Origin of the sequence: Klebsiella sp. DY2415, assembly GCF_026314315.1 — a bacterium.
GTDB classification, from domain to species: domain Bacteria; phylum Pseudomonadota; class Gammaproteobacteria; order Enterobacterales; family Enterobacteriaceae; genus Klebsiella; species Klebsiella ornithinolytica.
On sequence record NZ_CP111115.1, the window covers coordinates 4,003,562 to 4,026,102 of the forward strand.

Genomic DNA, 22,541 nt, shown 5'->3' on the forward strand with positions numbered 1-22,541 from the left:
CAGATTTTTCGGTTGTGACGGCATTATCATAAATTTCATATGTCCCTTTCGGCGATCATCACTTAATGTGCGTTTAATCACTTCAAACCGCCGACAAGTCTCAGTATGATGGGACGACATTAACCCTTGCCTTTTCGGTGAGGGTTTTCTTTTACGGACAGGTTCCTGGATAACACGGAGTATGCGATGACCAGACCCGCAATCATCATTAATGAGCTCGATGCAGAACGCATCGACAGGCTGCTCGAACAGCCGGCTTTCGCTAATTCCCCGGTGGCAGATGCGCTGAACGACGAACTGGATCGTGCACAAATGCTGGCGCCCGAAGCGATGCCGCATGATGTTGTCAGCATGAACAGTAAAGTCAGATTTCGCGATTTGAGCAGCGGTGAAGAACGCGTGCGGACACTGGTGTTTCCCTCGCAGGTAACGGACAGCGCCACCCAGCTTTCCGTGCTCGCTCCCGTTGGCGCCGCGCTGCTCGGTCTGAAAGTCGGCAGTGCGATCCACTGGGAATTACCGGGCGGGGCATCGGCTCATCTCGAAGTCCTGGAGCTACTTTACCAGCCGGAAGCTGCAGGTGAGTTTCATCGTTAATTCTCCCGCTGCCTGAGGCGTTTCACGCTTTATTCAGAGGATGTCTTCGCATCCTCTTTCTGCCCTCTTCCCTCTCTCATTTGTTCTGACAAAATTTTACCTCTCTCTTCGTCTGAGCTGACAGTTTTGCGAGCTGAATGACACTATATTTTCCTATAATGTGTTGATATAGAAACAGTCGAACAAGGAGGAATGCATATGTATAAAACTATCATTATGCCCGTTGATGTTTTTGAGATGGAGTTGAGCGACAAGGCCGTCCGCCACGCGGAGTTTTTGGCCCAGCAGGATGGGATTATTCACCTGCTCCACGTCTTACCCGGATCGTCCAGCTTCACGATGAGCCGCTTTACCGCCGATCTGCGTCGTTTTGAAGAGCATCTACAGCACGAAGCGGAAACGCGCCTGAAAACAATGGCAGGTCATTTCAGCATCGACCCTTCGCGGATTAAAATGCACGTCCGCTTTGGTAACGTGCGGGACATGGTCAATGAACTGGCGAACGAAATTAAAGCCGATGTGGTGGTGATTGGTTCGCGCAACCCTTCTATCAGCACCCACTTGCTTGGCTCTAATGCCTCAAGCGTCATCCGCCATGCCCATATTCCGGTAATGGTCGTTCGGTAACCCCGAAGGCTAAAAAAAGAGGCTACCCTGGGGTAGCCTCTTTTATATGCAGGTGTGGTCTTACTTTATTATGCGCTTTTGGTACGAATCAGATAATCGAACGAACTCAGGGAAGCTTTCGCGCCCTCGCCCGCGGCGATAATAATCTGTTTGTACGGTACGGTTGTGCAGTCGCCGGCGGCAAACACGCCCTTGACGTTAGTTTCACATTTCGCGTCGATGATAATCTCGCCCATCCGGTTACGCTCGATGGTGCCTTCCAGCCAGTTGGTGTTCGGCAGCAGCCCAATCTGCACGAAAATCCCCGCCAGCTCGATATGGTGTTCATCACCGCTGACCCGGTCACGATACTGCAGGCCGGTCACTTTGCTGCCATCGCCCGTCACTTCAGTGGTCTGCGCATTGAGAATGATATCGACGTTTTTCAGGCTGCGGACTTTATCCTGCAGGACCTGGTCGGCTTTCATTTCCGGCGCGAACTCCAGCAGGGTCACGTGTTCTACCAGACCTGCCAGATCGATGGCCGCCTCAACGCCGGAGTTACCGCCGCCGATGACCGCCACGCGTTTACCTTTAAACAGCGGGCCGTCGCAGTGCGGGCAATAGGTCACCCCTTTAGTGCGATACTGATCCTCGCCCGGCACGTTCATGTTGCGCCATTTTGCCCCGGTGGCAATGATCACGCTGCGCGCTTTCAGCACCGCGCCGGAGGCCGTTTCAATTTGGTGCAGGCCGCCTTCTACCGAAGCCGGAATCAGTTTCGATGCGCTCTGAGAGTCGATCACATCCACCGCATAGTCGCTGACGTGCGCTTTTAACGCCCCGGCCAGTTTCTGCCCTTCGGTTTTCGGTACAGAGATGTAGTTTTCGATATCCACGGTATCCAGCACCTGACCACCGAAACGTTCACCCATCAGGCCAGTACGAATACCTTTACGCGCAGAATAGACCGCCGCCGCGGCACCAGACGGGCCGGAACCAACAATCAGCACATCATAAGCATCGCGCTTATTCAGCTCTTCCGCCGCCCGTTTTTCGGCGCCGGTATCAACTTTAGCGACAATTTCCGCCAGCGTCATACGACCCTGACCGAACTCCTGGCCATTCATAAAGACAGCCGGAACGCCCATCACGTTGCGATCGGTAATCTCATTCTGGAAAGTCCCACCGTCAATCGCCGTATGTTTAATACGCGGATTCAGTACCGCCATCAGGTTCAGCGCCTGCACGACATCCGGGCAGTTATGACAAGAAAGCGAATAATAGGTTTCAAACTCAAAATCACCGTCCAGATCGCGGATCTGCTCGAGCAGTGACTGGGTCTCTTTGGAAGGATGGCCGCCGGTCCACAGCAGCGCCAGCACCAAAGAGGTAAATTCATGTCCCAGCGGAGAACCGGCAAAACGCGGCCCCTGGAGGGATCCGGGATTGGCAATCAGGAAAGAAGGCTTGCGGACAGGCAAGCTGTTATCTTCTCTGAAGGTCACTTTTTCCGACAGTTCGGCGATTTCAGCCAGCAGTTCCTTGATTTCTGCCGATTTTGCGCTGTCATCCAGCGTGGCAACCAGCTCAACAGGTTTGGTCAGTTTCTCAAGGTAGGCCTTGAGCTGGGTTTTCATGTTGGTGTCGAGCATTTTTAATCTCCTGCTTAAAAAACATCATCATGCAAGCAGCCTTGCGGGCGGCCTGAATGCGGCTTGCATCATGGTGCTGGAATAAAACGGGCGCAGATGCACCCGCTTGAGGATAAATTCGCAAGCATTTCGTGTTACAGGAAGGCGGCAGGCTTATGAATCCCCGGAGCTTACATAAGTAAGTGACCGGGGGATGAAGCGTAGCCAACGCACCTGTAGCGCGAAAGGTGTAGTGAATTTTAGATTTTGCCGACCAGGTCCAGGGAAGGCGCCAGAGTCGCTTCACCTTCTTTCCATTTCGCCGGGCAAACTTCACCTGGGTGAGAAGCAACGTACTGAGCAGCTTTGATTTTACGCAGCAGGTCAGATGCGTCGCGGCCGATACCTTCAGCGGTAACTTCGATAGCCTGGATGATACCCTGCGGGTCAACAACGAAGGTTGCGCGGTCCGCCAGGCCTTCGTCTTCACGCATGTTGTCGAAGTTACGGGTCAGGGCGCCAGTCGGGTCGCCGATCATCGCATACTTGATTTTCGCGATGGTGTCAGAGCTGCTGTGCCATGCTTTGTGGGTGAAGTGGGTATCGGTAGAAACGGAGTACACGTCTACGCCCAGTTTCTGCAGCTCTTCGTAATGGTCTGCAACGTCGCCCAGTTCAGTCGGGCATACGAAGGTGAAGTCAGCCGGATAGAAGAAGAATACGCTCCAACGGCCTTCGGTGTCTTTTTCGGTAACTTCGATGAATTCACCGTTTTTGAATGCCTGGTTTTTAAAAGGTTTGATTTTAGTGTTAATCAAGGACATCTATACTTCCTCCGTGTTTTCGTTGAGGTCTAAGTTAACGAACTTTTCCTGATTCGACCAATGCGTTTGCATTATCAAATCAATAAGCGATATCTAACAACCGGAACAAGACAGCTTTGTGAACCCGGCGCGACGATCGCCGCTTTTCGTTACTTTTGCATCCCGTGGCACTGAAAGTAAAAAGGCCACCCTATTCAGGCGGCCCCGTTACCTGAAATACCCGCAGGTAGGTTCAGTGCCAGACAAGCTGGCTATGTGTTGCGCTCTACATTACCTTAATGTAACAGCAAGGCCGATTACACCATCCGCAGTATTAAAGGGCAATCCGCCCGCGAGCAGGTCTTACCTATAGCTGTGATAGGCTTCGTCATCTTTTCACCTTACACATTGATTTAACAAGGAATTATCATGTTAAAGCGTCTGTTTTTTCTCAGTTTTTTACCCTTTTTCTGCCAGGCTGAAGATCTCCCGGCTCCCGTAAAAGCGATAGAAAAACAGGGAATTACCATTATTAAGCCCTTTGAAGCACCGGGTGGGGTGAAGGGATGGCTGGGGAAATATCAGGATATGGGGGTCGCTATCTATCTGACCCCCGACGGCAAGCACGCTATTTCCGGCTATATGTACGATGAAAATGGCAATAACCTGAGCGAGCAGCTGTTCCAGAAAGAGCTCTATACGCCGGCAGGCCAGGCGATGTGGAAGAAAATGGAGGCCGCCAGCTGGCTACAGGAAGGGAAAAAGGAGGCGCCGGTCACTCTGTATGTCTTTGCCGATCCCTTCTGCCCGTACTGCCTGCAATTCTGGCAACAGGCCCGTCCGTGGGTAGAGTCAGGCAAAGTACAGATTCGCACGCTGTTGGTTGGCGTTATCAAACCCGAAAGCCCGGCGACGGCCGCCGCAATTCTCGCTACCGAGGATCCGGCGAAAACCTGGCGTGATTACCAACAATCCGCCGGAAAAATGCTTATTAAGATCCCGACTAATCTCTCCCCGGAAAAAATGAAGATCGTCAGCGAGAACCAGCAGTTAATGGATGAACTCGGCGCGAACGCAACGCCGGCCATTTACTACATGAACAAAGATAATATGCTGCAGCAGGTGGTCGGGCTGCCTGAAGCCGACAAGCTGCAGGTCATGATGGGAGAAAAGTAGCCCGCTCAGCTCCTCTTCCTGGCCAGGTTCCTGAGAAAAAAGAACCTGGCTTACGCCTCTCCAGTCATATACATTCATTATTGGCGAAAAATAAACGCTATTATAAATTCACCAACTCAATTATTACAAAAAAATAAAATACAAAATACTAATAACTTTTATCACCACGACGTAATCCGGATAATTAGCCATGGCGAACCTTTACGGCCTGAAAAAATTCGATCTTAACCTGCTGGTTATTTTTGAATGCATCTATCAACATCTGAGCATCAGTCGGGCGGCGGAAACATTATTTATTACGCCCTCCGCCGTAAGCCAGTCACTGCAACGCCTGCGCACTCAGCTTAACGATCCGCTGTTTATTCGTTCGGGGAAAGGCATTACCCCCACCCAAATGAGCGTCAACCTGCATTATCTTCTCGAAAAAAACTTAAGCCAGCTGGAGAAAACGATTTCTATAGCCAACCCGGACAATTTAAAAAAACGGTTTGTCATTTATAGCCCACAGTTATTTATTACCCCCGACTCTTCACAACTCATCCGTGCCCTCTACCACAGCCGGAATATGCAGATTGAGCATCATGACCTTCAGCTCACCAGCGAATCAGTGGAGAATTTGCTCTCACAGCGCAAGGCGGATCTGATACTCAGTTTGTCCCCCGGTAAAAACGCGGAGACGCTCTGCCAGCCCTTCCACGAGGCTGAAATGGTACTGGTCTGTGGCGAACACCATCCGCGGGCCGATGAACTCAACGACCGGCAGGCCATTATGCGAGAAAGCTTTGCCGCTTATCTTTCCAGTGAAGTCGGGATAAAGAGTTTTTATGCGCAAATGAAAAAAAGCTTTCCTGACCGCAGGATTGCCTTTCGCAGCGATTCTCTGATAGCGATCATCAATATGATTAACCACACCGACCTTATCGGCTTTGTTCCTAAAGCGATATTGACTCCCCCGCTTTTTAATCTGAAATTAAGAGTGTTGCCCGTTCCGCTACCCTCTATTATGATCTACATGATTTATCACCAGACGCAGATAAATACCCCCCTGTTCTCTTCGCTGATCGACAAGATAATCCATCCGCAACCTCAGACAAAAATTCACGCCATGAATGATTAAGTCTAAATTAATAATCCACGCAAATGTAAAAGCATAAAAAATGACGGTGGTTATTTTCTGTCGTAGCATGGTATGCAATCAAACCGTCAACTGCAGTTAAGGAACAGAGATCGTGGCATTAATAAAACTTCCATTACCCGAGTCCGTTCTGCAGGCCGCGCAGAAACGTATTGAATGGGTGATGGATAATTTCTCCCGAATCTGTGTCTCTTTTTCCGGAGGCAAGGATTCCACTCTGATGTTACATCTGACCGCGCTTCACGCACGACGTACAGGCCGCAAAATTAGCGTGCTGTTTATCGACTGGGAGGCGCAGTTTTCCTGCACCATTACCCATTGTGAAGCGCTGCGGGAAACATATCAGGATGTCATCGAACAATTTTTCTGGGTTGCTCTGCCGCTAACCACGCAGAACTCACTCAGTCAGTTCGCGCCGGAATGGCAATGCTGGGAACCTGACACCCCATGGGTGCGCCAGCCTCCGCCGCATGCCATTACCGACCCCGGCTATTTTTCTTTTTACGCCCCGGGGATGAGCTTCGAAAGCTTTGTGCGCGAATTCGCCGACTGGTTTTCCGCTAACCGTCCCGCGGCGATCTTAGTCGGCATCCGCGCGGATGAATCCCTTAACCGATTTATCACCATCTCATCGCGTCGCAAACAGCGTTTTGCCGATGATAAGCCCTGGACCACCTCAGCGCCGGGGGGCCACGCGTGGTACGCCTACCCTATTTATGACTGGAAAACCGCTGATATCTGGACCTGGTTTGCCAAAAGCGGACTCGCCTGTAACCCACTCTATGACCTGATGTATCAGGCCGGCGTACCGCTGCGCTACATGCGTATCTGTGAACCTTTCGGTCCGGAACAACGCCAGGGGCTTTGGCTTTATCACGTACTGGAACCTGCGCGCTGGGCCGCTATGTGCCAGCGGGTGAGCGGCGCAGGCTGCGGCGGGATCTACGCCGGCCAGGATAACCAGTTCTACGGACATCGCAAGCTGGAGAAACCCGGACATCATACCTGGAAGAGCTACGCCCTGTTTTTACTCGACAGCATGCCGGAAAAAACGGCCGAACATTACCGGAATAAAATTGCCGTCTATCTGCACTGGTATCAAAAGCAAGGAATGGTGGATATACCTGACCTCCAGACGGCCGATACCGGCGTGAAGGATATTCCCTCCTGGCGACGCATCTGCAAAGTGCTACTGAATAACGATTACTGGTGCCGCATGCTCTCTTTCAGTCCGACCAAAGCCAGCCAATACCGACGCTACCGCGAACGAATGCGTCAAAAACGCCAGCAGTGGGGAATCTTATGCAACAACAAATAATGCAGGATCTTGAGCGCTATCTGAACACTCTCCAGGATGCAGAACGCGTGGAGGCGCTGAACGCTTTTCGCCAGCTTTTGCACAATTACAGTCCGTTCAAATCACATCCCGTTGACTGTGTGCTGTGGGTCAAGCAGGAGAGCGTTTCGCCAAATGACTACAACCCCAACAACCTCGCCCCGCCGGAAAAACGTCTGCTGCTCACTTCGCTGGAGACGGACGGTTTTACGCAACCCATTGTGGTGCTCAGACAAGATGAGGCGCGCTACACCATCGTTGACGGATTCCATCGCCACGAGCTCGCCAGAAACAAAGTGCCGTTAAAAAAGCAGTTGAACGGCTATCTCCCGGTTACCTGCCTGGAAAACCCTTCTCCCGGTCGCGATACGCTGATGGCCGCCACCATTCGCCATAACCGCGCGCGGGGCCGCCATCAGATCCCCGCCATGTCCGCGATCGTCCATGAGCTGGCAAACCTGGGCTGGTCAGACGCGAAAATCAGTCAGGAGCTGGGTATGGACGCTGACGAGGTGTTACGCCTGAAACAAATTAACGGTCTTGCCGAACTGTTTGGCGACCGGCAATTTTCTCAGGCGTGGACCGTAAAATAGCTACAGCTGGCAGAGACGTTCCGCTGCGGCCAGCAGAGTTGCCGGCTGTTTTGCAAAGCACAGGCGGATGAGCTGGTGCGGGAACGGATCGGCGCAGAACACCGACAGCGGGATCGCCGCGACGCCCACTTCGGTCGTCAGCCAACGGCAAAAGCTCACATCGTCGAGATCGGAAATCGCGCTGTAGTCAGCCAGCAGGAAGTAGGTGCCCTCGCAAGGAAGAATCTCCAGACGGCTGCTGCGCAGGGCATCGACAAACAGATCTCGCCGCTCGCGGTAGAATTCCGGCAGCTGGCGATAGTGCTCCGGCTCATGGCGCAGCATATCGGCGATTGCCAGCTGGGCAGGCGTATTCACTGCGAAAGTCAGATACTGATGAACCTTGCGCAGCTCGGCGCTTATCGCCGCCGGCGCCACGCAGTACCCCACTTTCCAGCCGGTCATGTGGAAGGTTTTACCAAAAGAAGAGACCGCCACCGCCCGTTCGCGCAGCTGAGGGTGTGCCAGTACGCTGGCGTGCCCGTGCGTCGCAAAGCAAATATGCTCATAGACCTCATCGCTGATCACATAAATTTGATGGTCAGCAATCGCCTGCCACAACGCGGCAAAATCCTCGCGCTGCCAGACCGTCGCCGACGGATTATGCGGCGTGTTCAGGATAACCAGCCGGGTGCGCTCGCTAAGCGCTGCGGCAAATTCTTGCCAGTCAACGCGAAAATGGGGCGGCTGCAGAGCGATACGTTTCAATACGCCGCCAGATAACTCCACGGCCGGCGCGTAGCTATCGTAGCTTGGGTCAAAACAGATGACCTCATCGCCGGCGCGTACCAGCGCGGTAATCGCCGCATAGAGCGCTTCGGTTGCCCCCGCCGTAACGGTAATATCGCTGTTGGCATCCGGGCGATAGCCGTACAGTTCGGCGGTTTTGTCGGCAATCGCTTCACGCAAAGCCGGGACACCGGTCATCGGCGCGTACTGGTTAGCCCCCTGAGCGACATGATACGCCAGGCGCTCCTGCAGGTAGCGCGGCCCGTCAAAGTCCGGGAACCCCTGCGACAGATTGATCGCCCGGTGTTCCTGCGCCAGCGCGCTCATTTGTGTAAATATGGTGGTGCCAAGAGAAGGAAGTTTACTTTCAGGAATCAGTGGCTTATTGCTCATTTTATAATTACCGATTGTAATGCTGTTGTTGAAGCCACTATAACACGATGTTAATATTTGGCAATCAAGACGCTTAGACGTCTAAATGATAATGTTATGCCGGTTCTCGCCTGAAGCAGCCCATCACGGCGCACCGCCCACTCTGGAGAAACCATGATCCGCGCTATCGTGACCGATATTGAAGGCACCACCAGCGACATTTCTTTTGTCCACAACGTTCTGTTTCCGTACGCCCGCGAGCGGCTAGCGGCCTTTGTCACCGCGCAACAGTACGCCGAGCCGGTGAAGACGATCCTTGATAATCTGCGAGCGGAAATCGATAACCCCGCCGCCAGCACCGCCGAACTGATTGATACCCTGCTGGCCTTTATGGACGAAGACCGCAAGTCAACGGCGCTCAAGGCGCTGCAGGGTATTATCTGGCGCGAAGGCTATGTTAATGGCGACTTTACCGGCCATCTCTATCCGGACGTTCTGCCCGCGCTGGAAAAATGGAAGTCCCAGGGAATTGATTTATATATATATTCCTCTGGCTCCGTCGCGGCGCAGAAATTGTTATTTGGCTACAGCGACGAAGGTGATATTACTCATCTGTTCAGTGGCTATTTCGACACCTTGACGGGAGCCAAGCGAGAAACGCAGTCCTATCGCAATATTGCCGAACAGCTGGGGCATCATCCGGCGACGATTCTGTTCCTCTCCGATATTCATCAGGAGCTGGATGCGGCAGAAGCCGCCGGTTTTCGTACGATCCAGCTGGTGCGCGGCGACCGCGATCCTGCCAGCCATCACCCGCAAGTTCAGCGTTTTGACGACATTCATCCGGAGCAGATCCCAGCATGAGCGCATTAACGATTTATTCAGAAAAAGACGCCGGTACCCCTCTGTGGCATAGCACCGACGGCGATGAAATTCAGCAGCAGCTCAACGCCAAAGGCGTGCGCTTCGAACGCTGGCAGGCCGACCGTGATTTAGGCCCCTCTCCGACATCCGAGGCGGTGCTTGAAGCCTATCAGCACGCAATCGCGAAGCTGGTGGCGGAAAAGGGCTACCAGAGCTGGGACGTGATCAGCCTGCGCGCGGATAATCCGCAGAAAGAGGCGCTACGCGCGAAGTTCCTCAACGAACACACCCACGGGGAAGACGAAGTCCGCTTTTTTGTTGAAGGCGCCGGGCTGTTCTGCCTGCATATCGGCAACGAAGTGTTTCAGGTGCTGTGCGAGAAGAACGATCTGATTTCGGTACCGGCCAACACGCCGCACTGGTTTGATATGGGCCCGGAGCCTGACTTCACCGCTATCCGTATTTTCGACAACCCGGAAGGCTGGGTAGCGAAATTTACCGGCAACGATATCGCCGACGCCTACCCGCGGCTGGCCTAACGCCGCAATTCAATAGCGCCGGGTGGCGGCTTCGCCTGACCCGGCCTACAGCATTCGCTCCTTCCCGTCGGTCCGCGTAAGCGAAGCGCCGCCGGGCAATTCCCCGTTCCTACTCCCTAATAAACCTCGGCGGATCGAAGGCGGTAATCGGCGGTAGCGGTTCACGCCATGGTTCGATCTCCACCCGGCAGGTCTGGGCGCTACAGCCCTGTCCCAGGCGCGAACTGCCGCGATCTTCGGTCAAGACGTTCGGATTGCCATGCTTGTCCAGCGAACCTTTGACCTTCGGATCCAGCGGATCGTACCAGGCTCCCGTTGACATCTGCACCACCCCTTCGAGGATCTGCTCGCTAAGATGCACCCCGGCGAGAATCGCCCCGCGGGCGTTATACACCTTCACCACGCTACCCTCGACGATGCCCCGCGCCTGCGCATCCTGCGGATGCATCCACAGCGGCTCCCGGCCCTGAATTTTCGTCGCCCGGCTGACGCTGCCGTGATCGTACTGGCTGTGCAGACGGGTGCGCGGCTGACTGGAGAGCAGATGCAGGGGCCAGCGCTCGGCCTCCGTCTGCTGCCGGGCCGCCTCTTCTGCATCCCACCACGGATGGCCCGGGCATTCGCGATAGCCAAAAGCGGCAATCGTTTCCGAGTAGAGTTCAATCTTGCCTGAAGGAGTGGAGAGCGGATAGCGCTGCGGGTCGGCGCGGAACTCCGCCAGAAAGACCTGCGGTTTTTCCGGGGCACGGTATTCCAGCACGCCCTGCTGCCAGAACGCATCGAACGAAGGCAGCTCAATCCCCTCTTCCTGTGCCCGCGGCCGGGAGTCTTCGTAAATCTGTCGCAGCCACTGGCCGGCATCCCGCCCTTCACTAAACCGCTCGCCAATGCCCAGCCGTGCCGCGAGATCGCAGAAAATCGCGTAATCGTCGCGCGCCTCGCCCACCGGCGGGATCTGGGCGCTCATGGCGATCATAAAGCCGTCGTGCCCACCGCTGCCGATATCTTCACGCTCCAGCGAGGTGGTTACCGGCAACACGATATCGGAGAATTTAGCCTGCGCGGTCCAGTACTGCTCGTGGACCACCACCGTTTCCGGCCGCCGCCACGCTTCACACAGCTGGTTGAGATCCTGGTGGTGATGGAACGCGTTCCCCCCCGCCCAGTACACCAGGCGGATATCAGGGTAGCGCAGATGCTGGCCGTCAAACTCGTACTCCTCGCCGGGATGCAGCAGCATATCCGCCAGTCGCGCCACCGGGATCACGCTGCTGACCGCATTTTCCCCGGCCGGTAAGCGCGGGCCGGAGAACGCTTTACGCGCGGCTCCCGCCAGGTTGGTGCAGGCGTAGCCAAAGCCCAGCCCGCCGCCCGGAGTGCCAATTTGCCCCAGCAGCGCGGTCAGCGCTACCGTAGCCCAGTAGGCCTGTTCCCCTGGCGCGCACGTTGAATGGACCACGAGATATTCACCATCGTGCGCTGGCTGGCCATCATCCGCGCCAGAGAGACGATCTGTTGTTCCGCGATACCGGTAATCGCCGCCGCCCAGCGCGGCGTTTTCGCTATCCCGTCGCTCTCCCCGAGCAGATAGGCACGATACGGTTCAAAACCTACCGTATGGCTGGCGACAAACCGCGCATCGTACAGTGATTCGGCTATCAGCACGTGGCACAGCGCCAGCAGCAGCGCCGTATCGGTGCCCGGACGAATCGCCAGCCACTGCGCGCTCTCCACGGCGCTGAGATCGTTACGCACCGGGCTGATGTTAACAAAGCGCGTTCCCCCCTCCTGCATTTTATCCAGCCAGTGCTTCAGCATATGGTCATTGGCGCCGCCGCCGTTGACCTGCGCATTACGCAGCGGTAAACCGCCGATGGCGACAAACAGCTGGCACTCGCGCGCCAGCTCAGAGAAATGAGTGTGCTGGCGGTGCAGCGGACTGAGCGGCCCGAGCACATGCGGTAAAATGCGTTCCCCGGCGGCGCTGCTGTAGGTATTAGTGCTGGCGGTGTAACCGCCGAAGGTTTTCAGGAAACGATGCAGCTGGCTCTGGGCGTGGTGAAAACGTCCGGCGCTGGCCCAACCGTAGGAGCCGCCAAAAATCGCCTCGTTGCCGCAGCGCGTCTTCACCGACGTCAGCTCGCGGGCCAGCAGATCAAGCGCCACCTCCCAGCTCACCTCCACGAAAGGTTCTGTGCCACGCCCCTCGCGGGAAGCCGGGCCATTCTTCAGATAGCCTTCTCGCACCGCCGGACGGCGAATGCGCGCATTGCCGGTGACCGCATCGGGGAGCGATTGACCGATACGTGAAGGAGACTTATCCCAGGGAACCGGCGTGACCGCAGCGATATGGCCATCGCGGGCCTGAACCTGCCAGGTTCCCCAGTGCATCACGGTCAGATTATGCTGTTTTCTCATAGTGCCTGTTTTCTTCTCACCCGCTAAAGAGCGCTATAATAGAGCGCGATGCTCGGCAAGATAAAACGCCACCCGCCATATAATATGCTGGATATATAGCAATTAACCCCTCACACTTCCCGGCCCGACAGGTTATTTACCAGATTTCACATCAGCTAAACCATAATAATTAAGCAGCAACGATTATTTGCATTGAAAATAACGCATCAGCTTTAATATCCACAATATAAAAGAGGGTTAAATTATCCATCATGAAATATTTTCAGCTTGCCGATGATAAAATTAAGTTTTCCTCGGCTAATCCTGCGATATAACATTACTGGAATAACTTAGACGTATTTCGTATTTGAGGTTGCGTGCTCGTTATTGTCATGCTACGAGTCCGCAGCTACCTTCATCACAGGATCATAATAAGAATGTCGCAGAGAAAAAAATTATTACCCGCCGCGCTGGGTCTGCTCTCGCTCGTCTCCGTTAGCGCGTCAGCCGCAGAAGCCCTTTCGCTCCAGGGGAAGACCATTGGCGTCGCCGTGGTTGGCACCCAGCACTTCTGGGATCGTGAAGCCTATAAAGGCGCCACCGAACAGGTAGAGAAACTGGGTGGTAAAGTGATCGGCGTCGATGGCGGCCGCGATAATCAGGTCCATGCCAACAACCATGATATTTTACTGTCACGTAAAGTCGATGCGGTAATTAGTATTCTCGGCGACAGCGCTGTCGAACCTAAATTCAAAGCGCTGCGCGACGCTGGCATTCCGGTATTTACCGTCGATCATGTGTCAAAATACTCGGTCAATAACACGACTTCCGACAACTACACCCTGGGCTCAACCATTGGCCGCTATATGGCGGACGAATTAGGCGGTAAAGGCAACGTTGCCGTATTCAATGCGTTCTCCAGCTCCCTGCGTATTTGCGGGATTCGTTACGATCAGTGGAAATATGTCCTTAAGGATTATCCGGACATTCATATTATCCAGCCGGAGCTGGCCGAACAGTTTGCCAATTCCCCGGAAGACGCGCGGAAGAAAACCCTCGAATTACTCAGCCAGTATCCTAAAGGCAAACTCGATGCCATTCATGTCGCCTGCTGGGATCAGCCGGCCATCGGTATCGTTCAGGCGCTGGAAGAGACCGGCCGCGATAAAGATGTGAAGGTTACCGCTATCGATGCCGGTCCGGAAACGCTGGAGATCATGGCCGAGCCGAATAGCCCGTTCGTCGCCAACGTGGCTCAGCAGCCGCATCTGATTGGCCAGACCTCCGCCGATAACGTCGCGCGCTACTTCGCCAAAGAGAAACTGCCGCTGCAGACCTTTATTCCGGTGGTCCCGGTCAAAGGGCCGCAGGAGGCGAAAGCAGTCTATAAACAGCTGGGATATGGCGAACTGCAGTGATCACTCAATCCTCCGGCGGGACTCACCCCGCCGCTGGTCTGGCGATGAACCAGATCAGCAAAAGCTTTGCCAACGTGACTGCATTAAATGCGGTCACGCTGCTTCTGAATCCCGGCGAAATTCACGGTCTGATCGGCGAGAACGGCGCCGGAAAATCGACGCTGATCAAAATCCTCGCGGGTGTTTACCAGGCCGATAGCGGCAACGCCACCCTCGACGGCGCGCCGCTGCCGCTGGGTAATACGGCGGCGATTGAAGCGCTGGGCATCCGCGTCATTCACCAGGAGCTCAATCTGATCCCCCACTTTACGGTGGCGGAATCGGTGTTCCTCGGCCAGGAGTACCGTACCCGCTGGGGGGCGCTGGACCGGCGGCGAATGAATGCCGCCACCGCGGCGTTTTTCCGCGACAGCTGGCAGCTGGAAATCAATCCTCGCCGCCTGATCCGCGACCTCAGCCTCGCTGAACGCAAGCTGGTGCAGATAGCCCGCGCGCTGATCGACGGCGCGGCAAAGCTGGTGGTATTCGATGAGCCTACCGCACCGCTGGAAGCGCAGGAAGCCAGCCTGGTCTCCTCGGCGATTCTGCGCCTGCGGCAGCAGGGGATCGCGATTCTCTATATTTCTCACTATCTCAATGAAATCGCCGCCCTGTGCGATCGCGGCACGGTACTGCGTAACGGCGAGGTCGTCGGCTACCCCGATCGGGCGCTCCTGCAGAACACCGACGCGCTGATTAAAATGATGGTCGGGCGCGATATCGAACAGCTCTATACCCCGCGTCAGAGCAGCGCTCATCAGGTCGATACCGCCGTGCCGGTCCTGTCGGTACGCCAGCTCAGCGACGGTGCGCAATTAAACGCTATTACCTTTGATATTCAGCCGGGAGAGATCGTCGGCGTCGCCGGTCTGCTGGGCGCCGGCCGCGACGTGCTGGTCGATCTGCTTTACGGGCTGCGCCGCGCCCGCAGCGGCACGATTAGCATCGACGGCCAGCCGAAGCGGCTGCGTACGCCGTATCAGGCCACCCGCGCCGGCATGGCGCTGGTGCCGCGCGACCGTCGCCATCAGGGGCTGATTCTTCCCTTCTCCACCGCCGACAATATTAATCTCGCCTCCCTGCCGCAGACCGCCACCTTCGGCTGGGAGCATCGCGGCCGGGCGCTGGAAAAAGCGCGCAGCTGGATCGACCGGCTCTCGATCCGCCCCGGTCGTCCGGAACTGCCGGTGCGTTTTATGAGCGGCGGCAACCAGCAAAAAGCCATTCTGGCCCGCTGGCTGGGTACCGACGCACGGCTCTTTATTCTCGATGAACCCACTCTTGGGGTCGATATCGGCGCCCGCAGCGATATTTATCAGCGCACCCGCGAGCTGGCGGATCGCGGACGCGCGGTACTGGTCTCCTCCAGCGATGCGCCGGAGCTGCTGGGCCTTTGCGACCGCATCCTGGTGATGTGGCGCGGCGAACTGGTGGCTAATCTTCCGACCCGGGGGCTGACGCTCGACGCGCTGCTGGCGACGATTAACGGTGGACAGGAACAACAGGTATGAGTGCAGATATCCAGCGCCGCCCGCTTCCGGGCATAACGACGCTTATCGAAAAATTCCCGCTGATTCTCTTTTTTGCACTGCTGGTCTGGCTCAGCCTCCAGTCGCCTTTCTTTTTAAGCTGGCAGAATATCAGCATGATGCTGGTGCAAAGCGTGCCGCTGGCGATCCTCTGCTTCGGCCTGGTGTGCGTGATTGCCGTCGGCGGCGATGACGTGGTCTCCGGCGGTATCGACCTCTCGCTTCCCGCTATCGCCGTGCTCGGCGTCGCCCTGCTGAGCCTCGGGATGGTCGAATGGAACACTCCGTATCTGCTGCTGTTACTGCTGCTGATCGCGGTCTCCCTCGCCTGCGGAGCGGTGAACGCGATACTGGTGCTCGCCGCCGGCCTGCCGCCGCTGCTGGCGACGCTGTCGACTTCCGTCGCCTTTACCGGCCTGACGGATCTGCTGACCGGTCAGCGGCGCATCGCGGTCAACGACCCGCTCATGGTCGCTTTTCGCGACAACGCGGTGCTCGGGGTTCCCTGGCCGCTGATCTACCTGCTGGCGGTATTCGTGCTGTTTCAGTTTTTGCTCCATCACTCTCGTTTCGGCCAGCACTTACAGGCGGTAGGCGGCAACCGCGATATGGCGCAGATGAGCGGCCTCAACGTCCGTCGTCTGACGATTATGGTCTGGCTACTGGCCGGGATCGCCGCCGGGCTGGCGATTTTGCCGCTGCTCAGCCAGGGCTCCGGTAGCTCCAGCGGCACGGCAACGCCGTTACTGCTGGAAACTGTCCTCGCCACCTTTATCGGCGCGGCGTTCTCGCGGCGTCGCGTGGTCACCATCTGGGGGGCGCTGCTCGGGGCGGTACTGGTCAACGCGCTCTCCAACGGCCTTGGCCTGCTGGGGGTGAATATCTTCTGGATGGGCGCCATCAAGGGTGGCCTGATCCTCATCGTCCTGGCGGCCTCGGCGGTCAGGCATCAAGGAGGCCGCTGATGAGTCAGCTGACGCTCAAATCCTCAGCCAACCGGTCGGGCAGCAGCCCGCTGGCGTGGCTGTCGCGGGCCGGGTTCGGCATTATTACCCTGCTGGCAGTCGCCCTGTTTGGCTGGGCAAATCCGGTCTTTCTGACCCTCGATAACTGGGCGAATTTACTCCAGGGAAGCGCCATTCTGCTGATTGTGGCGATGGCGATGACCTTAATCGTCAGCGCCGGCGCCATCGACCTGTCGGTAGGCGTGGCGCTCGATTTCGGTGCCGCCTTTGCGCTGGTCGCCTTAAAAACCTGGCACCTGCCGTGGCAGGCGGCGGTGGGCTGCGCCCTGCTTGGCGGGGTGATGATTGGCCTGCTGAATGCCTTCCTGATCCTTATCTGCCAGATTCGTCCCTTCCTCGCCACCCTCGGCACCTGGTTTATCGCCAGCAGCGCCGAACGCATCTATACCGATGGCGGCGGCTCTATCTCCTACCGCAGAATGGCTCCTGAGTATCATGACCTGGCGGTCGGCAATATCGCCGGCATTCCGACGCCGGTGGTGATTGTCCTCGCGCTGGGGCTGGCGGCCTGGCTGATAACCGAACGCACGCTGTTTGGCAAATATGTCCGCGCCATCGGCCAGAACGGCGAAGCGGCGCGCATCGCCGGGATCCGCGATCGCCTGACTCTGCTGTGGGTACTGGTGGCGGCCTCGGCGCTGTGCGCCGTCGGCGGCGTTATTCTTTCCGCCAACCTGCGCCAGTTTACGCCGCTGGCAGGTCAGGCCTATTTGATGGACGCTATCGCCGCGGTATTTATCGGCACCGCCTTTAACCGACTGGGTCGGGTCAGCATCGCCGGTACCCTCGGCGGCGTGCTGTTCCTCGCCATTATTGATAACGGCCTGAACCTGATGGGGCTCAACTACCTGGTGAAAGATGCGCTGGTTGGCGTGATTCTGGTGGTGGCGCTGGCCCTCTCCTTCTGGCAGGCGCGTCTGCGCCAAACCCATCGTTAAGTGGAGCATTTATGGCAGCCTTTGACGCCGTCTTTGTCGGCCTGACTATTCTTGATATCGCCGGTCGCCCGGTGATGGACATCCCGCCGCGCGGCGGGGTGGCCTTTATCGAACAAATTCGCCTTAACCCTGCCGGTACCGCCGCCGGAGCCAATATTAACGCCGCAAAGCTGGGCATTCGTACCGCAGCGGTCGCCTGCCTTGGCGAAGATGAAAAAGCCGATTTTATCCTTGCCAGCTATGCGCGGCTGGGGATCGACTGCTCGCTGATCCAGCGCACGGCGCAGCAGGAAACGTCGGCGACGATCCTGCCGATCCGTCCCAACGGCGAGCGCCCGGCGCTGCACTGCCGGGGCGCTTCCGATGCCCTTTTCGTCGGCGAAGAACAATTTGACGCGATTCTCAACTGCCGCTTCCTGCACCACGGCGGCAGCGGCCTGCTGGCGGCGATGGATCGCGGGCAAAGCGCCCTGCTGCTGCAAGAGGCAAAGGCCCGCGGCGTCACCACCAGCTTTGATTTGATCGCCCCCAACGAGCAGACTCTGGATCTGTTGCGCCCGCTGCTGCCGTCGGTGGACTATTTTATGCCTTCGCTGGAAGAGGCAAGCGACCTCAGCGGGCGCACCGACCCCGCCGACATCGCCCGTTTCTTCTTCGATCTGGGCGTCGGGACCTGCATTCTGAAGGATGGCGAAAACGGCTCGTGGCTGCTGAGCGGCGACGGTGGCGTCGAACATATCGCACCGTACCGGGTCGATGCCGTTGATACTACCGGCTGCGGCGACAGCTACTGCGGCGGCTTTATTGCCGCGCTGGCCCGCGGGATGAGCGTGAAAGAGGCCTGTGAAGTCGCCTCCGCGGTCGCCGCGCTGGTGGCGACCGGGTTAGGCTCAGACGCCGGAGTGGTCGACTGGGATCATACCCTGGCGTTTATGGCGGCCAACCGGGCCGGATAATCTCCGGCCCGCGGCTTAGCGCCACTGATAGAGCAGCGGCTCGCCAGCGACATAGCGCTGGAGGTCGGCGGCAATCATCGCCGTATGCTTAGCGATGCTCTCCCGCGTCGCCCCGGCAATATGCGGCGTGATGATCACGTTAGCAAACTCAGTGATAAACGGATGGTCGCGCCACAGCGGTTCACGGTGATAGACATCCAGCGCCGCGCCGCCGAGCGGGCCATGACGCAGCGCGTGAATCAACGCCTCTTCATCCACCACCGCCGCCCGCGAGGTGTTAATCAACAACGCGCCGGGCTTCATGCTATTCAACAACGCCGCGTTCACCAGACCATCGCTGTGCGGGCCGCTGCTCAGATGTAAGCTCACGATATCCGCCGCGCGGAACAGTCCCTCAAGCGTTGTTTTCTGTAGACCCGGCTCGTTGATCTCTTCGGCGGCGACAAACGGATCCACTACCAGCACCGCCATGCCAAACGCCCGCGCAATACGCGCCACCCGGCGACCGATATTGCCATAGCCAATCAACCCCAGGGTTTTGTTGCGCAGCTCGCTGCCTTTAAATACTTCATAGGGACTCTCCGGGCTCACGTCCCACACTACATCGCGGCGCAGTCCGCTCTGCGTGGCCTGCGTGGCGTTCTCGGCGCGGGTAAACTCACCGCGTTTCAGCGCCGCATGGGACTGCGGAATATGCCGCGCCAGGCTCAACATCAGCCCAATGGTCAGCTCCGCCGCGGCGTCCGCATTGCGCCCCGGCGTATAGAGCACGCGGATACCACGGCCCTGAGCGGCTTTGATATCAATGTTCACCGGATTGGCGCGGGTGCAGGCGATGACCTGCAGTCGCGGGCAGGCGGCAATCACCTCTTCCGTCACATCGTCATAGCTGGTGATCAGAACCTCGGCATCATGGGCCAGCTCAATCAGCTGGCCCGCGCTCAGTTTCGGTTTGCCCAACGCCCAGCCTTCCACCAGCAGCTCGCCGAGTTGCTGAAAGGCTGCGAGATCGCCGGAATGTTCGGCGGTAAAAACGATTTTCATGAATGTTGTTCCTGAGAAAGACGGTGAAGAGCATCCTGTCGGGCCTGCCAGACCGGCAGCATCTGCTCGCGCAGCAGCCGGTAAACCGGGTACAGGGCAGCGTAGCGGGCGTGGGCCTGCGGATCGGGCTGATAGCGGGTCTGCTCCAGCCGGGGATAGTGCGCCAGCGCGCCGACGCTGCGGGCGGCCAGAATCGCCGCCCCGCGCGCGCTGAGTTCATTAAAGGTACTGGAGACCACCGTGCGCCCGGTACAGTCGGCAATGATTTGCAGCCAGGTTGCCGAGGCCGCGCCGCCGCCGGTCAGGTACAGTTCGCCCCCCTGCGGATAGCCCTGCAGCGAGTCAACGATGGCGTAAGCCAGACCTTCAAACACCGCCCGCTGCAGTTCCGCGCGGGTGGTATGCTGGCTGATGCCAAAATAGCCGGCCCGCGCATCGGGGCTGAAAAACGGCGCGCGTTCGCCGTTGAGGTAGGGCTGCCAGAAGACGCCGCCGCTGCCCGGTTCGACATCGGCGATAGACTGCTCCAGCAGCTGGAGGTCCGCCGTCAGGGAAATATGCTGTTGCAGCCAGTCAATATTCGGCGTACCGGCCTGCATCGGGAAGAGATTGATAAAGCTCCCCGACTCGGTGTGGGTGACATAGCGAGTCCCCTCATTCACCGCCTGACGACCGTGGCAGACAATCCCGGTACAGCAGGTGGTGCCGAGAATGGTGTAGATATCGCCATCGTTGACCGCTCCGCAGCCCAGCGCGGCGCTGCAAACGTCGAGCGCGCCGGCGGCCACCGGCGTGGCGGCGGGGAGTCCGGTGAGGGCGGCGACCTCATCGCGCAGCGTGCCGGCCGGCGCATCGGGGGCCAGCCGCGGCGGGAACAGATGCTGCAGATCGGCCAGCCCCATTTCATTAAGCACAACCGCCGACAGTTCGCCGCTGTGCTGATTGAGCAGCGAAGTGCTGGCGTCGGTAACATCCAGCGCCGCCACCCCGGTTAAGCGAAAACGCACCCAGTCTTTGGCGAAAAACAGATAGTGCGCCTGCGCCAGCCGCTCCGGTTGATAATGCCGGAGCCAGCTCAACTGCATGCTGGTATTGCACGGCTGCAGGTGAGTGCCGGTGTCAGAGAAAAAGCGCCGGTCGAAACCCGGACGGCGTAACAGCTCGCTCATCAGCTCGCGGCTGCGGGTGTCGCTCCACAGGATCCCCGGGCCCACCGGTTCGCCCTCGGCATCGCTCAGCCAGACGCCTTCGCCCTGCCCGGCAAGGCCGATCGCCCGCAGACGTCCGGCCTTCAGTTCCGGCTGTCGGGCAATCTGTTGCAAAATGGTCAACACCGACTGCCACAGCTGCGCCATATCCTGCTCGGCATGACCGTTCGCCGACAGGCGCGGGCCGGTATTCTCCGCCGCGCTGGCCCGTGCCTGAAAATGCTCATCAAACAGCACCGCTTTAACGCGCGAGGTGCCGATGTCGATTCCGAGATAAAAATCCATGCCTGACCCGTTAGTGGAGTGAAATTTAGTCGCGCTCGTAGCGGCGACGCATCAGCTCGCACTCGAACAGAAACTCCAGTCCTTCCAGCTGACGGCGGGCCTCATTAATATCTTTGCCCCAGCAGGTCAGGCCGTGGCCGCGCAGCAGGAAGCCATAGCGCAGCGGATTGGTCTGCGCATAATCTTCAATGCGCGCCGCCAGGGCGTCGATATCCTGGTCATTATCGAAAATCGCCACCGGGACGGTATCGAGATGACTGTGCTGACCGGTCAGGGTTTTCTGCATTTCATAGCCCTGCAGCGCCAGCGTCCCGCTCTTCTCGATGCGCGACAGCACCGTCGCGTTGACGGTATGGACGTGCAGCACGACGTTAGCCTCAGGGAACAGGCGATACACCAGGGTATGCAGACTGGTTTCAGCAGAGGGTTTACGCCCGGAAGGCGCTTTATTGCTGGCGATCTCGACCTGGAGGAAATCCTCCGTCGTCAGGCTGCCTTTATCGCGTCCCGACTCGCTAAGCCAGCACCAGGTCTCATCCTGACGCACCGACATATTGCCGCCGGTCGCCGGCGCCCAGCCTTTCGCGCCGATCCAATGACAGGTGGTGACCAGTTGCGCGAGTCTTTCTTGCCACATAGCAGTTCCTTAGTTTAGCGATGTTAATTTGAGAACCTTTACGGCAGGTGTTGCAGGCAGTCTCGACACCGACAGCGCGGCACACCCGGAACGTACACCGGGTACGTGAGAGGGTGAGCCTGCCCAGGTCCAAAATGGCCAATAAAATAGCCTGGAGAAAGGTTCTTTAGCCGTCTAAATGGCTATTTACCCGATACTAACACCGCCAGCTTAAGTGAACAATATTTCAGGAAAGGCTTACATTGATAATGGTTATATCAGAAATGCATATGAAATTACTGCTTTTAACAATGATATAACCGAACGTTTTCATGAAGCCCCTATTACCAACTACCGGTGGTCAAAAAGACGGGGGATCGTTCTGCAGGAAAGAAGTGCGATGGGTCCGCAAAAATCGGGCGCAAAATGTGTAGAGACGGTGATGCCCGACAAGATCGTCAGGTGCGGGATTGCCGGCATAACAACCCAGCGCCGCCGCTCCCTGTCCGATCGTTGATCGCGTCCGCGTCGCGGAAACTGCCCGGTAACGCCAGCCCCCAGCCAACAGAAATGCGAGCACAATCGCGAGCACAATCGCTAAATCTCAGCGCCAGCCTGGGTAATCCGCCGGCCGCTGCCCCATCGCGGGGCAAAACTTTGCAC

20 protein-coding genes and 1 pseudogene are annotated in these 22,541 nt (G+C 57.4%); 14 read left to right on the forward strand and 7 right to left on the reverse strand.

What is annotated here, in order from left to right; translation table 11 throughout:
* Window positions 1–186: 186 nt before the first annotated feature.
* Entirely contained in the window at window positions 187–597 is a 411-nt protein-coding gene (rnk, locus tag OQV00_RS19125; RefSeq protein WP_004859496.1) for a nucleoside diphosphate kinase regulator, read from the forward strand.
* A gap of 198 nt (window positions 598–795) precedes the next feature.
* On the forward strand, window positions 796–1,224 hold the full coding sequence (gene uspG / locus OQV00_RS19130; protein WP_004859493.1) for a universal stress protein UspG: 429 nt from the start codon (window positions 796–798) through the stop codon (window positions 1,222–1,224).
* A 68-nt stretch (window positions 1,225–1,292) separates the two neighbouring features.
* On the opposite strand, the gene ahpF is transcribed toward uspG, so the two are convergent.
* Together ahpF and ahpC are read right to left on the reverse strand one after the other, a co-directional pair.
* Window positions 1,293–2,858, reverse strand: a complete 1,566-nt coding sequence (ahpF, locus tag OQV00_RS19135; protein ID WP_032716880.1) for an alkyl hydroperoxide reductase subunit F — start codon at window positions 2,856–2,858, stop codon at window positions 1,293–1,295.
* Between the two features lie 239 nt (window positions 2,859–3,097).
* Window positions 3,098–3,661, reverse strand: a complete 564-nt coding sequence (ahpC, locus tag OQV00_RS19140) for an alkyl hydroperoxide reductase subunit C (protein ID WP_004859485.1) — start codon at window positions 3,659–3,661, stop codon at window positions 3,098–3,100.
* A gap of 408 nt (window positions 3,662–4,069) precedes the next feature.
* Here ahpC and dsbG point away from each other — a divergent pair, with 408 nt between their 5' ends.
* From dsbG to OQV00_RS19160, 4 genes are all read left to right on the forward strand, one after another.
* Window positions 4,070–4,816: a thiol:disulfide interchange protein DsbG gene (gene dsbG, locus OQV00_RS19145; protein ID WP_004859480.1), complete on the forward strand. Its 747-nt coding sequence runs from the start codon at window positions 4,070–4,072 to the stop codon at window positions 4,814–4,816.
* 190 nt (window positions 4,817–5,006) lie between these two features.
* Window positions 5,007–5,933, forward strand: a complete 927-nt coding sequence (gene citR, locus OQV00_RS19150; RefSeq protein WP_004859477.1) for a DNA-binding transcriptional repressor CitR — start codon at window positions 5,007–5,009, stop codon at window positions 5,931–5,933.
* Window positions 5,934–6,045: 112 nt separating this feature from the next.
* Entirely contained in the window at window positions 6,046–7,269 is a 1,224-nt protein-coding gene (locus tag OQV00_RS19155; RefSeq protein WP_004859472.1) for a phosphoadenosine phosphosulfate reductase, read from the forward strand.
* Entirely contained in the window at window positions 7,254–7,880 is a 627-nt protein-coding gene (locus tag OQV00_RS19160; protein WP_004859468.1) for an IbrB-like domain-containing protein, read from the forward strand. Before OQV00_RS19155 ends, OQV00_RS19160 begins: the two co-directional genes overlap by 16 nt.
* On the opposite strand, the gene OQV00_RS19165 is transcribed toward OQV00_RS19160, so the two are convergent.
* Entirely contained in the window at window positions 7,881–9,026 is a 1,146-nt protein-coding gene (locus tag OQV00_RS19165; RefSeq protein WP_160873236.1) for a pyridoxal phosphate-dependent aminotransferase, read from the reverse strand. It lies immediately after the preceding gene.
* A gap of 168 nt (window positions 9,027–9,194) precedes the next feature.
* Here OQV00_RS19165 and mtnC point away from each other — a divergent pair, with 168 nt between their 5' ends.
* Both mtnC and OQV00_RS19175 read left to right on the forward strand, forming a co-directional pair.
* Window positions 9,195–9,884, forward strand: coding sequence for an acireductone synthase (mtnC, locus tag OQV00_RS19170; RefSeq protein ID WP_004859463.1), 690 nt, complete (start codon window positions 9,195–9,197; stop codon window positions 9,882–9,884).
* Complete coding sequence (locus OQV00_RS19175) at window positions 9,881–10,423, forward strand: 1,2-dihydroxy-3-keto-5-methylthiopentene dioxygenase (RefSeq protein ID WP_015584906.1); 543 nt, start codon at window positions 9,881–9,883, stop codon at window positions 10,421–10,423. Before mtnC ends, OQV00_RS19175 begins: the two co-directional genes overlap by 4 nt.
* Window positions 10,424–10,532: 109 nt before the next feature.
* Here the strand turns inward: OQV00_RS19175 and OQV00_RS19180 are convergent.
* Window positions 10,533–12,841, reverse strand: a pseudogene (locus OQV00_RS19180) (molybdopterin-dependent oxidoreductase).
* 416 nt (window positions 12,842–13,257) lie between these two features.
* Between OQV00_RS19180 and OQV00_RS19185 the strand changes: the two are divergent.
* The 5 genes from OQV00_RS19185 to OQV00_RS19205 are packed head-to-tail and all read left to right on the forward strand — an operon-like array spanning window position 13,258 to window position 18,725.
* Window positions 13,258–14,238 carry a sugar ABC transporter substrate-binding protein gene (locus OQV00_RS19185; protein WP_004859454.1) on the forward strand — a complete coding sequence of 327 codons (981 nt, stop codon included), beginning with the start codon at window positions 13,258–13,260 and terminating at the stop codon, window positions 14,236–14,238.
* Between the two features lie 44 nt (window positions 14,239–14,282).
* On the forward strand, window positions 14,283–15,788 hold the full coding sequence (locus OQV00_RS19190) for a sugar ABC transporter ATP-binding protein (protein WP_162893477.1): 1,506 nt from the start codon (window positions 14,283–14,285) through the stop codon (window positions 15,786–15,788).
* A complete protein-coding gene (locus OQV00_RS19195; protein ID WP_032716874.1) occupies window positions 15,785–16,771 on the forward strand; it encodes an ABC transporter permease in 987 nt (328 codons plus the stop codon). The genes OQV00_RS19190 and OQV00_RS19195 overlap by 4 nt, the downstream gene beginning before the upstream one ends.
* Window positions 16,771–17,769, forward strand: a complete 999-nt coding sequence (locus tag OQV00_RS19200) for an ABC transporter permease (protein WP_004859447.1) — start codon at window positions 16,771–16,773, stop codon at window positions 17,767–17,769. Before OQV00_RS19195 ends, OQV00_RS19200 begins: the two co-directional genes overlap by 1 nt.
* 11 nt (window positions 17,770–17,780) lie before the next feature.
* Window positions 17,781–18,725, forward strand: a complete 945-nt coding sequence (locus OQV00_RS19205) for a carbohydrate kinase family protein (protein WP_048024616.1) — start codon at window positions 17,781–17,783, stop codon at window positions 18,723–18,725.
* 15 nt (window positions 18,726–18,740) lie between these two features.
* On the opposite strand, the gene OQV00_RS19210 is transcribed toward OQV00_RS19205, so the two are convergent.
* From OQV00_RS19210 to OQV00_RS19220, 3 genes are read right to left on the reverse strand one after another with little or no spacing between them, the layout of a single operon-like run.
* A complete protein-coding gene (locus OQV00_RS19210; RefSeq protein ID WP_048024618.1) occupies window positions 18,741–19,769 on the reverse strand; it encodes a 2-hydroxyacid dehydrogenase in 1,029 nt (342 codons plus the stop codon).
* Entirely contained in the window at window positions 19,766–21,262 is a 1,497-nt protein-coding gene (locus OQV00_RS19215) for an FGGY-family carbohydrate kinase (RefSeq protein WP_004859438.1), read from the reverse strand. The genes OQV00_RS19210 and OQV00_RS19215 overlap by 4 nt, the downstream gene beginning before the upstream one ends.
* A 25-nt stretch (window positions 21,263–21,287) precedes the next feature.
* The gene (locus OQV00_RS19220) at window positions 21,288–21,899 is read right to left on the reverse strand and encodes a methylthioribulose 1-phosphate dehydratase (protein WP_266279241.1); all 612 of its coding nucleotides are present in this window, start codon (window positions 21,897–21,899) and stop codon (window positions 21,288–21,290) included.
* Between the two features lie 214 nt (window positions 21,900–22,113).
* Here OQV00_RS19220 and OQV00_RS19225 point away from each other — a divergent pair, with 214 nt between their 5' ends.
* Window positions 22,114–22,395, forward strand: coding sequence for a hypothetical protein (locus tag OQV00_RS19225; RefSeq protein WP_123629085.1), 282 nt, complete (start codon window positions 22,114–22,116; stop codon window positions 22,393–22,395).
* Window positions 22,396–22,541: the final 146 nt, after the last annotated feature.